Annotated in this window: 15 protein-coding genes and 1 other RNA gene; 7 read left to right on the top strand and 9 right to left on the bottom strand. The window is 71.3% G+C overall.

Annotated features, from left to right (window positions below):
* Positions 1 to 44: 44 nt before the first annotated feature.
* The 5 genes from M4D54_RS03790 to M4D54_RS03770 form a co-directional block, all read right to left on the bottom strand.
* On the bottom strand, positions 45 to 680 hold the full coding sequence (locus tag M4D54_RS03790; RefSeq protein ID WP_259890334.1) for a DUF3618 domain-containing protein: 636 nt from the start codon (positions 678 to 680) through the stop codon (positions 45 to 47).
* Positions 677 to 1,108 carry a phage holin family protein gene (locus tag M4D54_RS03785; protein WP_259793230.1) on the bottom strand — a complete coding sequence of 144 codons (432 nt, stop codon included), beginning with the start codon at positions 1,106 to 1,108 and terminating at the stop codon, positions 677 to 679. The genes M4D54_RS03790 and M4D54_RS03785 overlap by 4 nt, the downstream gene beginning before the upstream one ends.
* A complete protein-coding gene (locus tag M4D54_RS03780) occupies positions 1,105 to 2,037 on the bottom strand; it encodes a hypothetical protein (RefSeq protein WP_259890333.1) in 933 nt (310 codons plus the stop codon). The genes M4D54_RS03785 and M4D54_RS03780 overlap by 4 nt, the downstream gene beginning before the upstream one ends.
* Positions 2,038 to 2,468: 431 nt before the next feature.
* The gene (locus M4D54_RS03775) at positions 2,469 to 2,576 is read right to left on the bottom strand and encodes a methionine/alanine import family NSS transporter small subunit (protein WP_017823107.1); all 108 of its coding nucleotides are present in this window, start codon (positions 2,574 to 2,576) and stop codon (positions 2,469 to 2,471) included.
* A gap of 57 nt (positions 2,577 to 2,633) precedes the next feature.
* Positions 2,634 to 4,343, bottom strand: a complete 1,710-nt coding sequence (locus tag M4D54_RS03770) for a sodium-dependent transporter (protein ID WP_259890332.1) — start codon at positions 4,341 to 4,343, stop codon at positions 2,634 to 2,636.
* 199 nt (positions 4,344 to 4,542) lie between these two features.
* Here M4D54_RS03770 and M4D54_RS03765 point away from each other — a divergent pair, with 199 nt between their 5' ends.
* Positions 4,543 to 5,547, top strand: coding sequence for an aldo/keto reductase family protein (locus tag M4D54_RS03765; RefSeq protein WP_259890331.1), 1,005 nt, complete (start codon positions 4,543 to 4,545; stop codon positions 5,545 to 5,547).
* Positions 5,548 to 5,667: 120 nt separating this feature from the next.
* Here the strand turns inward: M4D54_RS03765 and M4D54_RS03760 are convergent, their stop codons facing one another.
* A complete protein-coding gene (locus tag M4D54_RS03760) occupies positions 5,668 to 7,266 on the bottom strand; it encodes a sodium:alanine symporter family protein (protein WP_259890330.1) in 1,599 nt (532 codons plus the stop codon).
* Positions 7,267 to 7,561: 295 nt separating this feature from the next.
* Here M4D54_RS03760 and ffs point away from each other — a divergent pair.
* The 4 genes from ffs (at position 7,562) to M4D54_RS03740 (ending at position 12,376) form a co-directional block, all read left to right on the top strand.
* An RNA gene (ffs, locus tag M4D54_RS03755) (signal recognition particle sRNA small type) lies at positions 7,562 to 7,658 on the top strand.
* Between the two features lie 115 nt (positions 7,659 to 7,773).
* Positions 7,774 to 8,619, top strand: a complete 846-nt coding sequence (locus tag M4D54_RS13805) for a type II CAAX endopeptidase family protein (RefSeq protein WP_311199672.1) — start codon at positions 7,774 to 7,776, stop codon at positions 8,617 to 8,619.
* 76 nt (positions 8,620 to 8,695) lie between these two features.
* On the top strand, positions 8,696 to 9,643 hold the full coding sequence (locus M4D54_RS03745; RefSeq protein WP_259890329.1) for a hypothetical protein: 948 nt from the start codon (positions 8,696 to 8,698) through the stop codon (positions 9,641 to 9,643).
* Between the two features lie 45 nt (positions 9,644 to 9,688).
* Positions 9,689 to 12,376, top strand: a complete 2,688-nt coding sequence (locus M4D54_RS03740) for a DNA polymerase III subunit gamma and tau (protein ID WP_259890328.1) — start codon at positions 9,689 to 9,691, stop codon at positions 12,374 to 12,376.
* A gap of 13 nt (positions 12,377 to 12,389) precedes the next feature.
* On the opposite strand, the gene M4D54_RS03735 is transcribed toward M4D54_RS03740, so the two are convergent.
* The 3 genes from M4D54_RS03735 to M4D54_RS03725 are packed head-to-tail and all read right to left on the bottom strand — an operon-like array spanning position 12,390 to position 15,112.
* A complete protein-coding gene (locus M4D54_RS03735) occupies positions 12,390 to 12,926 on the bottom strand; it encodes a GyrI-like domain-containing protein (protein WP_259890327.1) in 537 nt (178 codons plus the stop codon).
* On the bottom strand, positions 12,923 to 14,245 hold the full coding sequence (locus M4D54_RS03730) for a glycoside hydrolase family 125 protein (protein ID WP_259890326.1): 1,323 nt from the start codon (positions 14,243 to 14,245) through the stop codon (positions 12,923 to 12,925). Before M4D54_RS03730 ends, M4D54_RS03735 begins: the two co-directional genes overlap by 4 nt.
* Positions 14,246 to 14,278: 33 nt before the next feature.
* The gene (locus M4D54_RS03725; RefSeq protein ID WP_259890324.1) at positions 14,279 to 15,112 is read right to left on the bottom strand and encodes a CDP-alcohol phosphatidyltransferase family protein; all 834 of its coding nucleotides are present in this window, start codon (positions 15,110 to 15,112) and stop codon (positions 14,279 to 14,281) included.
* Between the two features lie 71 nt (positions 15,113 to 15,183).
* On the opposite strand from M4D54_RS03725, the gene recR reads away from it, so the two are divergent.
* Both recR and M4D54_RS03715 read left to right on the top strand, forming a co-directional pair.
* Complete coding sequence (gene recR / locus M4D54_RS03720) at positions 15,184 to 15,777, top strand: recombination mediator RecR (RefSeq protein WP_259890323.1); 594 nt, start codon at positions 15,184 to 15,186, stop codon at positions 15,775 to 15,777.
* A 92-nt stretch (positions 15,778 to 15,869) separates the two neighbouring features.
* Entirely contained in the window at positions 15,870 to 17,573 is a 1,704-nt protein-coding gene (locus M4D54_RS03715; RefSeq protein ID WP_259890322.1) for a hypothetical protein, read from the top strand.
* The last annotated feature ends 110 nt before the right edge of the window (positions 17,574 to 17,683 follow it).

Genomic DNA, 17,683 nt, shown 5'->3' with positions numbered 1-17,683 from the left:
TCGACGGGGGAGCGGATCGGGCACGGGGCCCGGTCCGGTGCGCGTCAGCTGTCCTGCGCGGTGTTCTTGACGTCCTCGGCGTTGCTCTTGGCCGAGTCGGTGACCTCGTCCTTCTGGATCTGCGCCTCGAGCTTCACGTTCTCGGCGCTGTCCTGAGCGGACTCCTTGACGTTCTGGGCAGCCTGCTGAGCGGGCTCCTTGAGCTCGTCGGCCACGTGGCGGGCCTGGTCCTTGACGTCGTCGAGGACCGGCTGTGCGCGATCCTCGATGTGCTGGGCCAGACGCTGCTCCTTCTGGGAGGCGGGCAGCAGCGAGGCCGCGAGCCAGCCCACGCCCAGGGCGATCAGACCGGCGGCCAGGGGGTTGCCCTGGGTCTGCCGCTTGATCTGGTGGGGTGCCCGGCGTGCGGCGTCACCGGCGTCCTGCGCCGCGGACTGCACGCCGTACTTGGCGCTGGATGCAGTGTCGGAGACGCTGGTGCCGACGTCGTCGGCCGTCCCCATCACGCGGTCCTTCACACCGCCCACGGCGTCGCGCACGGCGCCGCGGGCCTTGTCGACCTGGCGGTGGGCGACGTTGGAGGGCGTGACCTTCTCGGCCATGGCGTCCACGTCGTTGGACAGGTTGTAGCGGGTCCGCTCGATATCGGCACGGATCTCGTCAGGATGCTGCTGGTTCATCGCGGTTCCTTAGAGGGAGTAACGGCTTCGGGGACTTGCTTGAGGGTCTCGGCGGTCTGCGGAGCGCCCTCGATCTCGTCGATGTTCTTCTTGCCCACCACGGCGAGGATGGCGGCCGGGATCGCCCACAGGATCGCGAGGATCACGCCGGCCCATGCGTAGCCGATGACGGTGCCGCCCAGGGCGGCCCACAGGGCGATGGACAGGAACAGCAGGACGAAGTGCCCTGCCACACCGGCGCCGCCGAACATCCCGGCGCCCTTGCCCGCCTTCTTGGCGGAGATCGTCAGCTCGGCCTTGGCCAGCGCGATCTCCTGTCGGATCAGCGTGGACAGGTCCGTGGTGACCTTGGACATCAGGGTCCCCAGGGACTCCGTCTCCGCCCGGCGCTCGGCCTCGGTGGGTGGAGGGGTGTACTGGGAGCTCACCGGATGTCACCTCGCCCATCGGTCTCGGGCAGGCGCGGGGGCACCGGACGGGTCGGCTCGGCGGGGGGCACCGGAGCGTCGTAGGGGTAGCCCTGCTGGCCGGGTGCGTCGTACCCCGGGGTGCCGGGGACCGCCTGGCCGACGGACGGGTCCACGGGCGGGACGGTGCCGCCGGTGGTGTATCCCGGCTGCGGGTCCACGGGGGTGGCCCGGTACTGGCCGTCACCCGGACCGTAGAAGCCCGCGGTGCCGGTGCGGCTGGCCCAGACGTCCTGGTCGTCGTCGTCGGAGTGGACCTGAGCGACGGAGCGGGTGAGGCGCCCGGCCGCGAAGCCGAGGCCGGCGGCGATCGCCAGGAACGCGACGGGGCGACGGCGGGCGAAGCTCTTGACCTCGGTCAGCACGTCGGCCGGCTCGTGGTTCTCCAGCCAGTCGGCGAGGGCGGCGGTGCGGTCGGTGACCTGCTGGGCCAGATCGGTGGCCAGGCCGTCCTCGGGCTTCTCGCCGCGGGACATCCGGCCCAGGTCGTCGGTGAAGGTGCGCACCGTGCCGGCGGCGCGGTTGAGCTGGTCTGAGGCCTGGGTGCTGAGGGTCGAGGAGGTCTCGTCCCAGAGCTTGCGGCCCTCGCGCACGGCATCGTCCTTCACGCTGAGGGCCTCGTCCTTGGCGGTGCCGGCCACAGCGCCGCCTGCCTGCTTGGTGTCCTCGGCGACGTTGCGTGCGGAGTCCTTGGCCTGCTGGCCGGTTCCACTCTTGTCGTCGTCGTAGGGGACGGGTGGCGGGGGCACCGCGGTGCCCTGCACGCCGGGGCCGGGGATTCCCTGGCCCTCCACACCGCCGGACGTGGTGCCAGGCGCGCCCGGGGTGGGCGGCTGGTTCCACGGCTCCCCGCGGTGGGTCTGGTTCTGGTCACGGTAGGGATCGGTCATGACATACCTCCCGGGTCTCGAAACGCACACCGGTTGTGTGGGCGCCATGGCTCGACCCTAGGCGGGAGCGTGTGATGTTGCAGAATCGTAAGTCCAGACGTTCGGTAGGCCCTGGGGCCTGTTGTACAATTCCGGGCTTTTTCGCGCGTCATCCCTCCCGGGGCCGCTCACTCCTCCGCCTTCTCCCCCACATCTCGCGCTGGCCAGCCGTGATGTGAGCCGTAGCGCCTGCGGCGGCGCGAGCGCACCCGTGCCGGGTGACCGCTGTGCCCGACTTGGGAAGTTGGTCCCTCGTCCGTGTCGGATCGTCCCAATCCATGACCAACCGGTAGACCTAGGTCACATCCGGAGGCTTCCGAGCGGTGCCGCGGACATGGTCGAGGCCCCGACCGTGGCGCGGGCGCAGCGGTCAGGGCCTCGAGCAGTGCTGGTCAGACGTCGCTCTCGGGGTGGCGCATGATGTTCAGCACCGCGGCCACGAGTCCTCCCCACACGGTGAGGATCGAGACGGCCATCATGACGATCGCGGAGACGGACATTGACTCCTCCTGGAGTTCGGGAACAGTGGAGAGTTTGGGTGCCTGAGGATGCGGGCCTCAGGGACGGCCGTCCTGCGGCCCGGCCGGGCGCAGCTGGTGGGGGGTGGCCACGTCATGGCCGGACAGGCCGGTGCCGGGGACCACGGGCGGTGCCAGTTCGTCCCCGTCGGAGTCCGGCCGGTTCAGGTTCGAATCGCGGGGCCAGGGCAGCAGGGACAGCACCACGCCGCCCACCACCAGGCTCAGTGCCATCAGCCAGCCGAACACGATGTTGAACCACAGCGGGTAGCCGGAGTAGGTGCCCTCGCCGCCGATCAGGTCGATGGTGGAGGCGATCAGCGAGACGCCCAGCACGATCGGCACGATCACCGCCACGGAGACGGTCCATCCCGTGCCCAGGCGGAACGAGCCGCGCAGGTTCAGGTGGTCGCGCAGTGTGGGCAGGGCCCGCACCAGGTAGACCAGGACCACGGTGCTCACCAGGGCGGCACCGACGATGCCGTACTGGTTGGCCCAGTTGTCCATCACGTCCAGCAGGGCAAGGCCCATGGTGGTGGGGAACACCGCGATCGAGAACAGGCCCAGCGGGACCGTCACCAGCAGCGTGGCCGGCACGCGGGAGAGCCCGAACTTGTCGCCGATCGCCGAGATGACGACCTCCACGATCGAGACCAGTGAGGTGAAGCCGGCCAGCACAAGGGAGCCGAAGAACAGGACGCCGATCAGGGCCCCGCCGGGGGCCTCGCCGATGATGGCGGGGAAGGCGATGAACGCCAGGCCGATGCCGGAGGAGACCACTTCGTCGACCGCGACGCCCTGGGCCTGGGCCATGAAGCCCAGCGCGCTGAACACGCCGATGCCGGCCAGGATCTCGAAGCTCGAGTTGGCGAAGCCGACCACCAGGCCGGAGCCGGTGAGGTCGGTGTTCTTCTTCAGGTAGGAGGCGTAGGTGAGCATGATGCCGAATGCCACCGACAGGGAGAAGAAGATCTGGCCGTAGGCCGCGACCCACACCCCCGGGCTCAGCAGCGCGCCCCAGTTGGGCCGGAAGAAGGCGTTCAGGCCGGTGAAGGCGCCGGGCAGCATCATGGCCCGCACCACCAGGATCACGAACATGATCACCAGCAGCGGGATGAAGATCATCGCGGACTTGGAGATGCCGTTGTGCACACCCAGCACCATCACCAGCACGATGGCCACCCACACCAGGATGCAGGTGATGAGCACGGGTGGGACGTAGTCGAAGGCGACGGTGGCGTCGGCCCCTTCGAGGGCCCGGGTGAAGGAGCCGAAGAAGGCGCCGGGGTCGTCGCCCCAGCGGGTGTCGAAGGAGAACACCGTGTAGTTCATGGCCCACGCGATGATCAGCGCGTAGTACACGGCGATGACCACGCAGATCAGCACCTGCCACCAGCCGATGAACTCGGTCCAGCGGGTCAGGCGGCGCCATGCCATCGGGGGTGAGCCCCGCCAGCGGTGGCCGATCGCGTAGTCGACGAACAGCAGGGGAATGCCGGCGGTCAGCAGGGCGACCAGGTACGGGAGGATGAATGCGCCGCCGCCGTTGTCGTAGGCCACGGCGGGGAAGCGCCAGATGTTCCCCAGGCCCACGGCGGATCCGATGGCCGCGAAGATGAACGCGGTGCGGCCCGAGAAGGCGCCGCGGTCGGCGCGGGGGGCGCCGCCGGTGCCGGTGCCGGGAGTGGGTCCTGTGCCGGGGGCTGGGCCTTTGCCGGGGGAGGGGGAGGAGGGGTGCGAGGTGCTCATGGTTCGCTTTCGGACTCTCGGGTCGGGGAAGCGCGCAGGCCCGTGGGGGCGGGCCTGCAGGGTGGCCGTATCCTAGGTCACACCCGGTGGGTCTGCCACGGGGGTCCGCACCGTGGTCCCCGGTGCACGAGGCCCTCCTCCTGGGCCGTCGAGTGCGGCGCCCTTCTGGTCGCACAGGCGACCGCCGTAGTGTTTCCGCATGGAACACCGACACCTCGGCCGCAGCGGCCTCAAGATCAGCGAGATCATCTACGGCAACTGGCTCACCCACGCCTCCCAGGTGGAGGACGAGCGCGCCACCGCGTGCGTGCGGGCTGCCCTCGACGCCGGCATCAGCACCTTCGACACCGCCGACACCTACGCGAACACCGCCGCCGAGGTGGTGCTCGGCGATGCCCTCCAGGGGGAGCGGCGCGAGTCGCTGGAGATCTTCACCAAGGTCTACTTCCCCACCGGACCGAAGGGGCACAACGACACCGGTCTGTCCCGCAAGCACATCCGCGAATCCATCGACGGCTCGCTGCGGCGGCTGAAGACCGACTACGTCGACCTCTACCAGGCCCACCGCTACGACTACGCGACCCCGCTGGAGGAGACCATGCAGGCCTTCGCCGACGTGGTGCACGCCGGCAAGGCCCTGTACATCGGCGTCTCCGAATGGAACGCCGACCAGATCCGCGCCGGCCACCAGCTGGCCCGCGACCTGGGCATCCAGCTGGTCTCCAACCAGCCCCAGTACTCGATGCTGTGGCGCGTGATCGAGGAGCGCGTGGTGCCCACCTCCCAGGAGCTGGGCGTCTCCCAGATCGTGTGGTCACCCGTCGCCCAGGGCATCCTCACCGGCAAGTACCAGCCCGGCGCCGAACCGCCGGAGGGATCACGCGCACGCGACGAGAAGGGCGGAGCCGACATGATCAAGCGGTTCCTCGAGGACCGCACCCTTCAGGCCGTGCAGGGACTGCGCCCCATCGCCGAGGAGCTGGGCCTGACCATGGCGCAGCTCGCCGTGGCCTGGGTGCTCGCCAACGACAACGTGGCCGGGGCGATCATCGGCGCCTCCCGCCCGGAGCAGGTCACCGAGAACGTGAAGGCCTCCGGCGTGCGCCTGGAGGCCGATGTGATGACCCGCATCGACGAGGTGCTCGGCGACATCCCCGAGGCCGATCCCGCCAAGACGGTCTCTCCCGCGCAGCGGATGAGCTGAGCACACGCGTCGACCCCGAGCTCCTCGGGCCCGTGACGCAGAAGAACGGCCCGGTCCACGAGGACCGGGCCGTTCTGCCGTGACCGCTGTGCGCGTCGATCGGACTGCGCAGCTCCGAGATCAGGTGCGAGGAGCGCCGGTGCCCGGGCCGTCGACCGGATCGGCCGGCTGTGCGGCGGCGGTGCCGGCGACCTCCTCGCCGGTGCGGCCCTGGAGGGCGCGGCCGTCAGCGCGCAGCTCCCAGAACTCGGCGTTGTGGATGCCGAGCGTGCGGGGATCGAACTGCGGGTCGATGCCCTGCTTCTTCTGCTGGTAGTAGTCCTTCAGCGCCTTCAGGGCCGGGACCTGGACGATCAGGATGCCGACGATGTTCAGCCAGGCCATCGAGCCCACGCCGATGTCGCCCAGGCCCCAGGCGGAGCCGGCTTTGGTCACCGCACCGTAGGCCACCGAGACCAGGATGAGGCCCTGCAGCACACGGATCACCACGCGGCGCAGCATCGGGTTGGGGAGGCGGCGGGCCAGGTAGGCGACGTTGACCTCAGCCATGTAGTAGTACGCCACGATCGTGGTGAAGGCGAAGAACGCCAGCGCGATCGCCACGAAGGTGCCGCCGCCGCCCGGGACGAAGGTGTCGAAGCCGGACTGGACGAAGCCGGGGCCGGGCTCCACCTCGGTGCCGATCTCTCCCACGTACAGCGGGTCGCCCTCGGCGGGGAAGGCCTCGTCCTGGAACACCGTGTACATGTCGGTGGAGATGATGATGAACGCGGTGGCAGTGCACACGAACAGGGTGTCGATGTACACGGAGAACGCCTGCACGAAGCCCTGCTTGGCCGGGTGGGAGACCTCAGCGGCAGCGGCGTGGTGCGGGCCGGTGCCCTGGCCGGCCTCGTTGGAGTAGATGCCGCGCTGCACGCCCCACTTGATGGCCAGGCCGATGATGGCGCCGTACACGGCGTGCATGCCGAACGCGCCGGAGAAGATCTCACCGAACACGTGGGGGATCTGGTCGAAGTTCACGAAGAACACCAGCAGCGCCGCGAGGATGTACAGGATCGCCATCGGGGGCACCACGTAGGCGGCGAACATGGCGATGCGCTTGACGCCGCCGACCACAATGAAGGCCAGCAGGATCACCATGCCGATGGCGGTGGCCCATTTGGGGAAGCCCCAGGCGTTGTTCATGGCGGAGGAGACGCCGTTGGCCTGCACGCCGGGCAGGAAGAAGCTCATCGCCAGGATGGACACGCAGGCGAAGAGGACTCCGAAGGCCAGGGACAGTCCCGGAGCCTTGTGCTTGTAGGCCTTCTCGAAGTAGTACGCCGGGCCACCGCGGTACTCACCGGTGTCCGGGTCCTTCTCCTTGTAGATCTGCCCCAGGGTGGACTCGATGAACGAGGTGGACGCGCCGAGGAAGGCCACGGTCCACATCCAGAACACAGCGCCGGGACCGCCGAAGGCGATCGCGGTGGCCACACCACCGATGTTGCCCATGCCCACGCGATTGGCGAGCGACATCATCAGCGACTGGAAGGAGGAGGTGCCATCGGCGGACTTCTCGCCACCGATGAGCTGCTTGATCATGTCGGGAAGACCGCGCAGCTGCACGAACCCGGTGCGGATCGAGAAGTACAGGCCGGCAAGGAGGCACAGGGCGACCAGGGGGGTCGACCAGATCACCCCGTCGGCGGCACTGATCATGTCGGCGAAACTCATGGAACTCTCCTGGGGGGCAAAAGGGGACGGGGCTGCGGGGCACGGCGATGACATCGACGGCATCGCCGTGTGAGGGGGGTCACGAGTGGGTGCTGTTCGGGACAGTAGTCGACACCGTGACAGGAAATCGAGTGTTCCTCGTTCCGTTGCAGTGTCGTGACCTACGGCATCGAGACCGGGCGCTGACCCGGGCGCCGAGCGCCAGACGCTTGGCAGCGGCGACGTCCTCGTCCAGGCGCTGAGCGGCCTACCGCACACCGCCTCGAACCTTGCGCTCGGGACCGCTACACTCATGGGCGACCCCTCGTGTGGTGTCATCTCGCTGAACTCCCCCAGGGCTTGACGGCAGCAAGGGCAGGCGGGCTCTGGCAGGTGCACGAGGGGTCCTTTCATGTCCGGGTGGGGGGATAGCCCCCGCCGGATGGGGCGGAGGGCCCCGGCGCGTGGACCAGGGTGCGGTTCCTACCGTGATCGGTGTCGGCATCCCATCACCCCAGGAGCACCGCGATGACCCCCGTGACCACGCCCGAACCCACCCCTGCTGCCACGGCCGTCCCCGCCGACGCTGTGCCCATCTCCCGCATCCTCGCGTTCTCTGCGCTGGTGCTGGTGGCGGCGTGCCTGCTCTCGGCTCCCTTCGCGCTGGACCTGCTGCCCCCCGAGGCTGCAGCACTGGTGGTTCCGATAGCCCAGTTCACCCCGCTGCTGGCCGCCCTGCTGGTGCGGCGCCGACCCGGCCGGCTCAGAGCCGACCTCGGGCTGCTGGTGCCCTCCGGCCGCGCTCTGGTGCTGGGCATGCTGCTGGCGATAGCGGTCTTCACCGTGGTGCCGGTGCTGCGGGTCCTCGCATCGGTGGCCCTGGGGTCGGCCGCATGGAGCACCCCGGAGGAGGCGGCCGCGATCCTGGTGGCGCTGCCCCTGGTCGCTGTGCTGCAGACGGTCCTGGCCTTCGGTGAGGAGACCGGATGGCGCGGGTGGCTCCACGGTGCCCTCAGCCCGTACGGAATCCTGGCGACCGCACTGGTCACGGCGGTGCTGTGGGCGCTGTGGCATCTTCCCATCGTGCTCGCCCTGGGCATGGGGCCGACGGACTCGATCGCGTACCTGGGGACGATTGCGGCGGTCTCACCGCTGCTGACCGTGCTGCGGGAGCTGAGCGGGAGCATATGGCCGGCCCTGCTCGCCCATGGGCTCCTCAACAGCCTGCGCGTGGCCATCGAGCAGAACCTCACCACCCCGCTGTCCGGCGGGCCGGACCGCTGGATCCTCGAGGCGGCCAGCTGGTCGATGTGGGTTGCGGCAGCGGCGCTGGTGCTGTGGCTCGCCGGCCGGCGACCCCTTGTGCGCGCCTGATCTCCTACCTATGTCTGCCCAGGTATCGGCCATTGGGTCGATGGCAGCGAACGGGGGGACTCGGCAGGCTGGAGACATGACCGCCACCCAGCCCGCCGGGACGACGACAGACCCCGTCGACGAGACCTCGACGCAGCCCCAGGCCACCGTGTACCGCGGGACGGTCGAGGGCCACACCTACGTGGTGCGGGCGCGTCACGGCGTGGTGGACACCTGGGCCACGGTGATCATCGACGGCGTCTTCCACGACCCCCGCCGGGAGTCGAAGCCCCGCACCACGACGGTGAGCGCGGACTCCGGAGCCCGGGAGGCGGCCGGCGGCGAGGCCAGCGGCGAGGTGGACGGCCTGGCTTTCAGTGCAGAGGAGTCCTTCAGGACGGTCGACTACGTGGTGCGGCGGCCCGATGAGAACGGGAAGCTGCGCATCGCCGAGCGGATCCGGGTGAGCACCGCCGGGTTGGGCGGCAAGGGCGAGGTGGATGTATTGAGTGGTGCGGAGGGGGAGCGGATGGGGGGTTTCCACCCCACCCCACTCGTGCCCGAGAAGGGCAGCGCCTCCTGGCAGCGTGAACAGCGCAAGCTCGCTCATCCGATGCGATTCGCGCTGGTCAGCGCCGCGTTCACGGCCGCGAAGTACCTGATCCCGCTGCTGGGCATCAGCGCGCTGTTCAGTGGCCTGCTGCGCCCGGTGCGGGAATGGGTGGAGTCCCTGATCCGCCCGCCGGTGGAGTGGATCGCGGAGCTGCTGCGCCCGGTGGGGGAAGTGATCGACGCGGTTCTGGAGCCGATCGGCCGGGCTCTGGCATGGCTGCGCGAGACCCTGTTCGGCTGGATCCCGGAGTTCTCGTTCTCGTTGCCGTTCGACGTGCCCAGCTGGGTGTTCGATGTCGGCATCCCGGTGGTGATCGTGCTGCTGGTGTTCTGGATAACCCTCGGCAAGCTCAAGCGGCGCCGCTCCCAGCTGGGTGTTTCCGATGACGCCCCGTCGGCGCCGGATGATCAGCCCGGCCGGGCCTCGGACTGATCCACAGCGGCTCCGACTGACAGCCCCCTCCACTAGCCTGTGGGGGTGGCCACTGCTCTGTACCGTCGATACCGTCCGGAGTCCTTCGCCGAGGTGATCGGCCAGGACCATGTCACCACGCCCCTGCGGCGTGCGCTGAACGCGGGCAGGATCGGCCACGCCTACCTGTTCTCCGGCCCCCGCGGCTGCGGGAAGACGACGTCGGCCCGTATTCTGGCGCGCTGCCTGAACTGCGCCGAGGGGCCGACGGACACCCCCTGCGGCGAGTGCGATTCATGTCGCGACCTGGCCCGCGACGGCGCTGGCAGCCTGGACGTGGTGGAGATCGACGCCGCCAGCCACGGCGGTGTGGATGATGCCCGTGAGCTGCGTGAGCGCGCCTCCTTCGCGCCCGTGCGGGACCGCTTCAAGGTGTTCATCATCGACGAGGCCCACATGGTCACCTCCGCCGGCTTCAACGCCCTGCTGAAACTGGTGGAGGAGCCGCCGGAGCACGTGAAGTTCGTGTTCGCCACCACCGAGCCGGACAAGGTCATCGGCACCATCCGCTCCCGCACCCACCACTACCCGTTCCGCCTGATCCCGCCGCAGGTGCTGAGCCCGTACCTGCGGGAGGTGTGCGAGGCCGAGCAGGTCCCCGTGGGGGATGGCGTGCTGCCGCTGGTGGTGCGCGCCGGGGGCGGGTCTGCCCGTGACTCCATGTCGGTGCTGGACCAGCTGATGGCCGGGGCGGGGGAGGACGGCCTGGACTTCCCCACCGCGATCGCACTGCTGGGCTTCACCGACACCGCCCTGCTGGACCGCGCTGTGGAGGCGATCGCCCAGCGCGACGCCGCCGCCCTGTACGGGGCGGTGGAGGAGGTCATCTCCACCGGCCATGAGCCGCGCCGCTTCGTGGAGGACCTGCTGGAGCGCATCCGCGACCTGATCGTGCTGGCGGCGGTGCCCGATCGCGGCGGCGATCTGCTGCCGCACATCCCGGCCGGGGACCTCGAACGCATGACCGCCCAGGCCTCCACCTTCGCACCGGCGGATCTGTCCACCGCCGGTGAGCTGGTGCACGAGACCCTCTCCACGATGAGCGGTGCCACCTCGCCGCGCGTGCACCTCGAGCTGCTGGCCGCCCGACTGGTGCTGCGGGACGAGGCGGGCGCCCAGGCGGCAGGTTCCGCCCCGCAGGCGCCCGCCGCTGCGCCGACGCAGCCCGCGCCCGGTGGATCGGGCCGCGACGAGGCCCGCCGCATCGCACAGGAGAAGGCCGAGGCCGCCCGACAGGCCCGAGGGGTGCGTGCCCCCAGCCAGCCGCCCCCGGAGCGACCCGAGCAGCCCCACCAGAACCAGCCCGCACCCCAACGGCCGGAGCAGCAACGGCCCACCGAGGAGCAACCTGCCCCGGCAGCCGCCCAGCAGCCGGACCCGCAGCCGGCGTCGCAGCAGCCCGCCGCCGGAGGCAGCGGCCTGGATGCCGATGAGGTGCGGGGCCACTGGTCCGCGATCCTCGACGAGCTCGCGCAGATCAGGCGCCCCAGCTGGGCGCTGCTGTCGCAGAACGCGCACGTGCACGGGGCGCAGGGATCCACGCTGCTCCTGGGCTTTCGCACGGAGGGTCTGCTGGCGGCGTTCCGTCGCGGTACCGCCGCGGAGAACCTCGCCGAAGCCGTCCACCGCATCATGCGTGTCAAGGTCACCGTCGATGCCGTGGTGGGGGAGGACCCGGGCCCGGGCGGCGGCGCGTCCGGCGGCGCGTCCGGCGGAGGGCCGAGCGGAGGGCCCGGCAGCGCACCGAGTGGTGGGCCGGCGCCTGCACCCCAACAGGGAGACGCCCCGCAGAGCGGATCCCCGCGGACCGAGGAGAGCGGGGGATCGGGGCCGGCCGCCTCGACCGCCCGCGACCGGGCATCCCAGAGCTGGGGCGATGTCGCCGTCGCCACCCTCGGCGGCGCCCGCACGCAGGCATCGGAGCGCTCTGCCCAGCCGCGGCCCCAGCAGCGCGCCGAACGCACGGCCCCCGCCCAGGAGGACTTCGCACCGGAGCCCGACGACCCCTACCCGCCGGACCCGGAGGACAGCTCCTGGGGGCCAGGACCGAGCACGGCTGCGGCTCGTGTTCCTGCCGCACGGCCCGCGCAGGTCGAGGCATCGCCCGCCACCCCAGGCCGTGGGCCCGCCTCCCCAGGCCGTGGGCCCGCCTCCGCAGACCGTGCGCCCGCCCCGCCGGCCCCGCCCGCCGACGAGGACATCCCCGTGGTTGAGGACGAGGGCCGCGACAGCCTCCCTGAGGGAGAGCCGCGCACCTACGGCCAGGCAGCCCTGCGCCGTGCCATCGCCGAGGGGCGCGTGGTGCACTCGAAGCCGGCGGAGTCCACCGCACAGCCGCCCGATGAGCCCGCTGCTGCATCGGTGGTCGCCTCGGTGACGGCGGCCCAGCCGGCGCCTGCTGCACCCGAGCTCGAACCCGAACCCGCGCCGCAGCGTCCCCGCTCCGGGGCCGACCTGGCGCGCGAGGCCGCTCACGCCTCCCGGCATGCGGGTCGGCGCTTCGGAGTGGTCAAGGGGAAGCAGGCCGCACCGGGGGAGGCCGGTGGCGCGGACGAGCCGGACGATGATCCCACCGGAGGTGCCACCCGGGACGACGAGGATGCCGAGTACACCCGCCGATCCGGGCGCGAGGTCATCGAGTCCGTGCTGGGCGGGAAGGTGCTCGAGGTGATCGAGGAGCGACCGGACTACTGAACCGGGCCTGGTGCTACGCGCGCTCGCCGCGCGGCTCGAGCAGGCTGAACAGGTCCGTGCGCAGCGCCGCCGGGTCGACGTCGGGAGAGGGCACGCTCACATACATCTCCCAGAACGGGTACGTCATCTGCTCCCCGTCCCGGCCGATGTCCTCGGTGAACGCGCCCCAGGTCTCCGCCAGGCCCCCGTAGGCACCCATGTGGGAGATCACGGCGACGCGACCCCCGGGCAGCACCGAGCCCACCACCTCGTAGTCGCTGGGCAACGTGAGGGTCTCAGTGAGAGGGGAGTCCACGGGGAAGCCCACCTCCAGATCCGCCGTGTCCACCGGCATCCGGTGGTGCAGCACCACGGCCGGCCCGATCGGGTGGATCCCCACCTCGGCCAGTGCATCGGCCAGGTGCGAGAACGTGCCGTCCATCAGGGAGGACATCTCGTACATCGGGACGTCGTCCAGCTTCACCACCGCAGTGGGGATCTCCGGCGCCTCCACCACACGGCTGGCTGTGAACGGCTCGCTCGCATCATAGGGGTGCGGCATCGACGTCATCGCTGGGTCCTGTGGATGCCCGCCAGGTCCAGCGCCAGCTCGCAGAACATCGAGTTCGACCAGGAGAACCACTCGCGGGTGAAGATCGTGGGATCGTCCACGTGGACGCCCTCGTGCATCATCCCGGTGCCGCCGTCGGTGCGCATCAGCTGCTCCAGGATGCGGCGCTTCTCAGCGTCGTCACCGCTGGTGAGGCCCTCGATGTTCTTCGCGATCGGCCACACGTGGTCCTTCGGCGTGTGCGGGGAGCCCACGCCCTCCAGGTACAGGCCGGCGAAGTAGTACGGGTTGGCGCGGGAGAACACCGCCGCGCGGGTGGCCCGGTACAGCGGATCGGCGGCATCGGCGCAGTCCAGGTACGGCAGCGACAGCAGACTGGGCACGTTGGCGTCGTCCAGGAACACGTAATTGCCGCGGCCGTCGACCTCGTAGGCCCAGATCCGCTCGCCCTCCGGTCCGTCGATCTGGCCGTGCTCGTCCAGCGCCTGACGGATCTCGGCGGAGAGTCGACGCGCCTCGGCGGCATCGTCCGCCTCACCGACGACGTGCTCCAGCAGGTCCCCGAGCCGTTCCAGGGCCAGCGCCAGGAAATGGTTGCCGGGGATGTTGTAGCCCAGCTCGCAGGTGTCGTCGCTGGGCCGGAAGCCCGCCCACACCAGGCCCGTCGGCTCCGTCAGGCCGCCCAGGCCGTCCCGCGCCAGGGTGTCCTGGGCAGGGACGCCGGGGCGGCGGAAGCGGTACGGGGAGCGCTCCTCGTGGTGCTGTTCGGTGCGCACCGTCTCCAGGATCGCGCGGGCCGCGGGCAGGAACTCCTGATCGGCCCAGGAGGTGTCCCCGGTGGCCTTCCACACCCGCCAGGCCAGGTCCGGCCCGTAGGAGAGGGAGTCCAGCTCGAACTTGCGCTCCCACGCCCAGGGGTTGTCCCGATCGGTGTCGTCGCCGTCCCAGGAGGAGCCGTCGGGGTGGCGGTTGAAGGCGTTGGCGTACGGGTCGATCACGATGTACTGCCAGTGGCGGCGCAGCAGGCCCGACAGCAGGGACACCAGCCCCGCGCGGTCCTCCGCGGAGCCCACCTCGCCCACCACCAGGCGCAGCAGCGGGGTGAGCTGGGCGGCGGAGTCCCGCAGCCACATCGCCGGGATGTCCCCTGTGATCACGAACGTGGTGCCGTCCGGCTCCACGCTCACCGTGGTCTCGGCCGTGTTGCGCAGGTATGCGATGACGCGGCCGGCGATCTCCTGGCTGGAGCCGGCCTCCCCCAGGCCGTCCAGGAGTCTCTCGTGGACGGCGTCGAGCAGGGTGTCGGGCAGCTGGACCATGACTCTCCTCGGAAGCGGATGTGAACGTCCAGGCTAGCGGGGGCGGCCCTGTCCGGGGGAGCCGTCCGCGCCGAATCCGCGCAGCAGATCCGCGCCGTCCCGGGCGAAGGAGGCCGACAGCGCCAGCGCGGCCCCGCCCGTCAGTGCGCGGACAGCACGCTGCGGGACCATGGGCCACGTGGTCGCCACCAGCGCCACCATCGACCCGCCCGCGATCACCCGGCGCGACAGGCGCGGCTCCAGCTCGCCCCGCAGGGCCGGGACCAGCTGCCGCGCCGCCCCGAACACGTAGCGCAGTGCGCCGGGCACCACCACCCAGCGGGTGCGGTGCAGCATCGCGGACGACAGCACCGCGATCGCCGCGGCGTCGGCCTCCAGGTCGAAGCGCCAGCCCCGCGTGGTGGTGCAGCCGGTGCGGCGCGCCACTTGCCCGTCGATCGCGTCCAGGCCGATGGCGAGGGTGAACAATGCTGCCTGCGGGATGGTGCGGAGGCGGGCCGTGCTCCCATCGGCACCGTTTTCGAGGTCTGCGTCCGCGAGCAGGCGGCCCGCGAGAAGGCGGCCCGCGAGCGCCGCGATCAGCGAGGCGCGCACCCGGGTGACGTGATCGGCGCGCGTGAGCGGCTCCGGTCCCAGCAGCACCTCGGTGAGGATCCCGCCTGCCAGTGCCGTCCCGGCAGAGATCGCGCCGCGGAGCGGACCGAGACCGTCGGCTGCGCACAGGGCGCCGGCGACCAGAGGGGCGGAGCCCAGGTGCAGGGCACGGGCCCAGCGGTCCCGGGAGCGGTCAGCCGCATCCCCGGAAGTGTCAGCCGCGCCACGGGAGCGGGTCGTGTCGCGGGTGCGGGAGGCGCGGCGGTGGAGCATTCGCCAAGTCTGCCAGGGCTCGCGATGCGCCAGACGTTCGGGTGTCAGCCAGGGCAACTACAGTTGGACGGGTGTACGAAGGCATCGTCCAGGACCTCATCGACGAGCTCGGCAAGCTGCCGGGCATCGGCCCCAAGTCGGCCCAGCGCATCGCGTTCCACTTGCTGGACGCCGATGACGCCGCCGTGCGGCGCCTGGCCGAGGTGCTGGTGAAGGTCAAGGACACGGTGCGGTTCTGCGAGGTGTGCGGGAACGTCTCGGCCGAGGACCGCTGCCGGATCTGCACCGATCCCCGCCGCAGCGACGAGGTGATCTGCGTGGTCGAGGAGTCCAAGGACATCGTGGCCATCGAGCGGATCCGCGAGTTCAAGGGCCGCTACCACGTGCTCGGGGGCGCGATCGACCCGATCGGCGGCGTGGGTCCCAACGATCTGCGCATCACCGAGCTGATGAAGCGCCTGGGCACCGGGGAGACCACCGAGGTGATCCTGGCGCTGGACCCGAACATCGAGGGGGAGGCCACCGCCGCCTACCTCTCCCGACTGCTGGGGCCGCTGGAGATCACGGTCACCCGCCTGGCCTCCGGCCTGCCCGTGGGCGGGGACCTCGACTACGCCGACGAGATGACGCTGGGCCGTGCCTTCCTGGGCAGGCGCAGCGTGTGAAGCCCGCGCGTCGGCCCGCCGCCCGTCCCACCCATCCCCCGCCGCCCGCTCCGCCCATCCGCCACCGCCCGACGCGGGAGAAGGGAGCAGCGATGACCGCGCCGTTCGACCGCGCCCTGCCGCCGCTGACGGACCTGCCGCCACCCGTGCGCCTGCCCGAGGATCCCCCCTCCCTGGTGCCGCCCGGGGAGATCCTGGTCGACTCGCGCGCCGCCATCACCCGCCGCCTGCTGCGCATCGTGTGGATGCCCGCCCTGGTGCTGATCGGCCTGTGGTACGTGCTGCTGTTCCTCTACGTCACCGGGGCCTCGCCCACGTACTGGCTGCTCAGCCTGCTGGTGGGCCTGTTCGAGCCGATGTACCTGCGGGTCGCGCTGGGATCGCTGGGCTTCACCTCGGCCGGGCTGTGGACGGCCGCACTGTTCCTGCCCGCCGGTGCCACCGCACTGAGCGTGGCCCTGCTGCCACTGGCGTCACGGGCGATCTCCGGGATCAACCCGCAGCACCATCTCAGTGAGGCCGGCTTCCAGCGGCAGGTCGCCACCCGCATCACCGCGGTGCTGATGGCCCCGCCCCTGGTGGTCACCGCCATCCTGCTACTGCTGGTCACCCAGCCCTTCGGGCGGGTGCCGCTGCTGCACTGGCCCAGCCTGAGCGCGGGACCGCTCACCGCGGCCTGCGCCGGCCTGCTGGCGATCATGCTGGCGTGGGTGTGGATCCGCACCTGGGTGAGCGCGCCGCGCGTGCTCGGCGTGACCCCCGCCAGTGCACTGGAGACCACCGCCCGCCTGGACCGTGACCCGGACCAGCGCCGCGCCGCCGCGAAGAAGGTGCTGGCTCAGGACCGCCGGCACCTGCCGCCCAACCTGGGCACGCCCGAGGCCGACGGCGCCCTGACCCCGCGGGGCATGGGATACGCGCTGCTGCACTCCGGTGGGGCCTGGCTGCGGTGGGTGGCACCGGCGCTGCTGTCCCTGGGCGTGATGGTGTTCGGCATCGCCGATGTCGTCACCGTGTTCACCGGCATGGGGCAGGACCTGGAGGCCGTGCAGTCCGCCCCGCTGAGCCTGCCCGTCATCCTGGGGGCGTTCCTGGTGCTGGCCGTGGCGGGGGTGGCTGCTGCGACCGCACCGGCGTTGGCCGCGGCCCTGTCGGCATCCCAGAGAGAGCAGGTCACCGACCAGCGCTCCTACTCGTCGTGGGCGCACCGCGCACGGGTGAACCCCTGGGAGGCCAGGGTGGTGGGCCTCGCCGGAGGGATCACCGCCGGGGCCGCGCTGCTCGCGATCGTACTGGTGGCGCTGCTGCTCGAGCTGCTCGGGGCCGCCACGGGCCTGGCCTGGACCTGGATCGTGCTGGGGGCGCTGGTGGGCGTGCCGCTGCTGGGTGCGGGCACGGTCGCCGCGATGCGCAACGGGCTGCGGGACGTGTTCTACGGGCCCGCCCACCGGTACATGCGCCGGGAGACCGAGTATGCCCTGGTGGCGCCGGACATCGGCACCCGCGCCGATCGGGCCCGCGATCCCGCCGTGCGCGCCCACCTGCGCCAGCGCCTGCAGGCCGGCGGCAAGGACCACTCCCTGGAGCTGTTCGACCTGGATGCCGCCGGGGAGCGACTGTGGATCGACGAGTCCCTGCCCGGGGCCCGCAGCACCGAGGTGCGCTCGGCCGACGTCGCCGCCGGGCAGCTGCCGGACTTCGGCGGGGAGGGCTCGCCCTTCCAGGCCCCTCCCCAGGACGGCCAGTCGCGCGGGCACGAGATCCCCGACAGCATCACGGGTCTGCGGGAGCGCTGAGGTGACGGGGTCGGAGGGGACCGGTCGGCCCGCCGGGTCGGCCCGCGGGCCAGCCGTGCGCCGGGCGGCCCGCGGGCCAGCCGTGCGACGGGCGGCCGCCGGGTCGGCCC

This window comes from Brachybacterium sp. p3-SID1565, assembly GCF_025143785.1.
GTDB lineage: Bacteria > Actinomycetota > Actinomycetes > Actinomycetales > Dermabacteraceae > Brachybacterium > Brachybacterium epidermidis.
This window is presented reverse-complemented; position numbering and strand designations above follow the sequence as displayed.

Excerpts from the sequence above, each read along its gene's own strand:
- M4D54_RS03790 (WP_259890334.1), bottom strand. The coding sequence starts at position 680 with ATGAACCAGCAGCATCCTGACGAGATCCGTGCCGATATCGAGCGGACC.
- M4D54_RS03780 (WP_259890333.1), bottom strand. The coding sequence starts at position 2,037 with ATGACCGATCCCTACCGTGACCAGAACCAGACCCACCGCGGGGAGCCG.
- M4D54_RS03775 (WP_017823107.1), bottom strand. The coding sequence starts at position 2,576 with ATGTCCGTCTCCGCGATCGTCATGATGGCCGTCTCGATCCTCACCGTG.
- M4D54_RS03770 (WP_259890332.1), bottom strand. The coding sequence starts at position 4,343 with ATGAGCACCTCGCACCCCTCCTCCCCCTCCCCCGGCAAAGGCCCAGCC.
- M4D54_RS03765 (WP_259890331.1), top strand. The coding sequence starts at position 4,543 with ATGGAACACCGACACCTCGGCCGCAGCGGCCTCAAGATCAGCGAGATC.
- M4D54_RS03760 (WP_259890330.1), bottom strand. The coding sequence starts at position 7,266 with ATGAGTTTCGCCGACATGATCAGTGCCGCCGACGGGGTGATCTGGTCG.
- M4D54_RS13805 (WP_311199672.1), top strand. The coding sequence starts at position 7,774 with ATGACCCCCGTGACCACGCCCGAACCCACCCCTGCTGCCACGGCCGTC.
- M4D54_RS03745 (WP_259890329.1), top strand. The coding sequence starts at position 8,696 with ATGACCGCCACCCAGCCCGCCGGGACGACGACAGACCCCGTCGACGAG.
- M4D54_RS03735 (WP_259890327.1), bottom strand. The coding sequence starts at position 12,926 with ATGACGTCGATGCCGCACCCCTATGATGCGAGCGAGCCGTTCACAGCC.
- M4D54_RS03730 (WP_259890326.1), bottom strand. The coding sequence starts at position 14,245 with ATGGTCCAGCTGCCCGACACCCTGCTCGACGCCGTCCACGAGAGACTC.
- M4D54_RS03725 (WP_259890324.1), bottom strand. The coding sequence starts at position 15,112 with ATGCTCCACCGCCGCGCCTCCCGCACCCGCGACACGACCCGCTCCCGT.
- M4D54_RS03715 (WP_259890322.1), top strand. The coding sequence starts at position 15,870 with ATGACCGCGCCGTTCGACCGCGCCCTGCCGCCGCTGACGGACCTGCCG.